Origin of the sequence: Aestuariivivens sediminis (assembly GCF_022662105.1) — a bacterium.
Classification (GTDB): domain Bacteria; phylum Bacteroidota; class Bacteroidia; order Flavobacteriales; family Flavobacteriaceae; genus Aestuariivivens; species Aestuariivivens sediminis.
This window is the reverse complement of record NZ_JAKMCP010000013.1, coordinates 1-2,876: the sequence shown is the minus strand read 5'-3', so window position 1 is coordinate 2,876 and position 2,876 is coordinate 1. Positions and strand designations below refer to the sequence as shown.

General features: G+C 52.0%; 1 rRNA gene. It reads left to right on the top strand.

Annotation, left to right across the window (positions count from 1 at the left end):
- Positions 1-67 precede the first annotated feature (67 nt).
- A 23S ribosomal RNA gene (locus MR054_RS16680) occupies positions 68-2,876 on the top strand; the annotation flags it as partial.

Below are 2,876 nucleotides of genomic sequence, written 5' to 3'. Positions count from 1 at the left end.
GGACCAACCGGTAACAATCGGCGCGAGTCGATTGGGATAAAACTCATTAAAAAAAGCAAAAAAGTACAATAAGCTAAGCAAGGGCGTATGGGGGATGCCTAGGCTCTCAGAGGCGAAGAAGGACGCGGTAAGCTGCGAAAATCTGCGGGGATCGGCACACACGATATGATCCGCAGGTATCCGAATGGGGCAACCCAGCATGCTGAAGGCATGTTACCCTGCCGTTGGTAGGGGGCGAACCCGGGGAACTGAAACATCTAAGTACCCGGAGGAGAAGAAAACAAAAGTGATTGCGTTAGTAGCGGCGAGCGAACGCGCATTAGCCCAAACCGGTGCTGTTACGGCAGTACCGGGGTTGTAGGACCGCGATATTCGATGCACGGTGAAGTAGAAGTGTCTGGAAAGGCACACCATAGGAAGTGACAGTCTTGTATACGCAAGCTGTGTTATTGATAGCGGTATCCTGAGTAGCGCGGGGCACGTGAAACCCTGTGTGAATTTGGCGGGACCATCCGCTAAGGCTAAATACTCCTGAGAGACCGATAGTGAACCAGTACCGTGAGGGAAAGGTGAAAAGAACCCTGAATAAGGGAGTGAAATAGAACCTGAAACCATACGCCTACAAGCGGTCGGAGCATCGTAAGATGTGACGGCGTGCCTTTTGCATAATGAGCCTACGAGTTACCGTTGCCAGCGAGGTTAAGGCATTCAGTGCCGGATCCGCAGCGAAAGCGAGTCTGAATAGGGCGATTTAGTTGGTAGTGGTAGACGCGAAACCGTGTGATCTACCCATGGGCAGGCTGAAGCTCTGGTAACACAGAGTGGAGGGCCGAACCGGTTGACGTTGAAAAGTCTTCGGATGACCTGTGGGTAGGGGTGAAAGGCCAATCAAACTCGGAAATAGCTCGTACTCCCCGAAATGCATTTAGGTGCAGCGTTGATCTAGTTTTATAGAGGTAGAGCTACTGATTGGATGCGGGGGCTTCACCGCCTACCAATTCCTGACAAACTCCGAATGCTATAAAATAATGATCGGCAGTGAGGGCATGGGTGCTAAGGTCCATGTCCGAAAGGGAAAGAACCCAGACCATCAGCTAAGGTCCCCAAATGTATGTTAAGTTGAAAAAACGCGGTTGGACTGCTTAGACAGCTAGGATGTTGGCTTGGAAGCAGCCATTCATTTAAAGAGTGCGTAACAGCTCACTAGTCGAGCGGTCCGGCATGGATAATAATCGGGCATAAACATACTACCGAAGCTATGGCAATGGCATTTGTCATTGGGTAGGGGAGCATTGTAGTGCCGCTGAAGGTGTTCTGTGAGGGATGCTGGAGGAGCTACAAAAGAAAATGTAGGCATAAGTAACGATAATGCGGGCGAGAAACCCGCACTCCGAAAGACCAAGGTTTCCTCAGCTATGCTAATCAGCTGAGGGTTAGTCGGGGCCTAACACGATCCCGAAAGGGGCAGTGGATGGACAACGGGTTAATATTCCCGTACCCGCTCCCGCTAAAAGTGACGGAGGCGTATATTTGGTGCGTGCTGACGGAATAGCACGTTGAACCACGTTAAAGCGTGGGATAGTACACTAAGGCTTCGGCTGCGGTGATAATCCAGAGAAGCGACTTCCAAGAAAAGCGAGGGAAGCGGCCCGTACCCCAAACCGACACAGGTGGTTGGGATGAGAATTCTAAGGAGCTCGAGAGATTCATGGCTAAGGAACTAGGCAAAATAGACTCGTAACTTCGGGAGAAGAGTCGCCCTGACGTGTTAAGCGTCAGGGCCGCAGTGAAAGGGTCCAGGCGACTGTTTATCAAAAACACAGGGCTATGCTAAATCGAAAGATGACGTATATGGCCTGACACCTGCCCGGTGCCGGAAGGTTAAGTGGAGATGTTAGCTTCGGCGAAGCATTGAAATGAAGCCCCGGTAAACGGCGGCCGTAACTATAACGGTCCTAAGGTAGCGAAATTCCTTGTCGGGTAAGTTCCGACCTGCACGAATGGTGCAACGATCTGGACACTGTCTCGGCCATGAGCTCGGTGAAATTGTAGTATCGGTGAAGATGCCGATTACCCGCTGTGGGACGAAAAGACCCCGTGCACCTTTACTATAGCTTAGTATTGGTTTTGGATAAGTAATGTGTAGGATAGGTGGGAGGCTATGAATAGGCGTCGCCAGGCGTCTTGGAGCCATTGTTGAAATACCACCCTTTGCTTATCTAGAGTCTAACCCCGCACAACGGGGGACAGTGCTTGGTGGGTAGTTTGACTGGGGTGGTCGCCTCCAAAAGAGTAACGGAGGCTTCTAAAGGTGCCCTCAGCACGCTTGGTAACCGTGCGTAGAGTGCAATGGCATAAGGGTGCTTGACTGAGAGGCCTACAAGCCGATCAGGTTGGAAACAAGAGCATAGTGATCCGGTGGTTCCGTATGGAAGGGCCATCGCTCAAAGGATAAAAGGTACGCCGGGGATAACAGGCTGATCTCCCCCAAGAGCTCACATCGACGGGGGGGTTTGGCACCTCGATGTCGGCTCGTCACATCCTGGGGCTGGAGAAGGTCCCAAGGGTTGGGCTGTTCGCCCATTAAAGTGGCACGCGAGCTGGGTTCAGAACGTCGTGAGACAGTTCGGTCTCTATCTACAGTGGGCGCTAGAAATTTGAGTGGATCTGACCCTAGTACGAGAGGACCGGGTTGGACGGACCTCTGGTGTACCTGTTGTCGCGCCAGCGGCATTGCAGGGTAGCTATGTCCGGAAGGGATAAGCGCTGAAAGCATATAAGCGCGAAACCCACCACAAGATGAGATTTCTTTAAAGGGCCGTGGGAGACGACCACGTTGATAGGCCACAGGTGTAAGTGCGGTAACGTATGCAGCC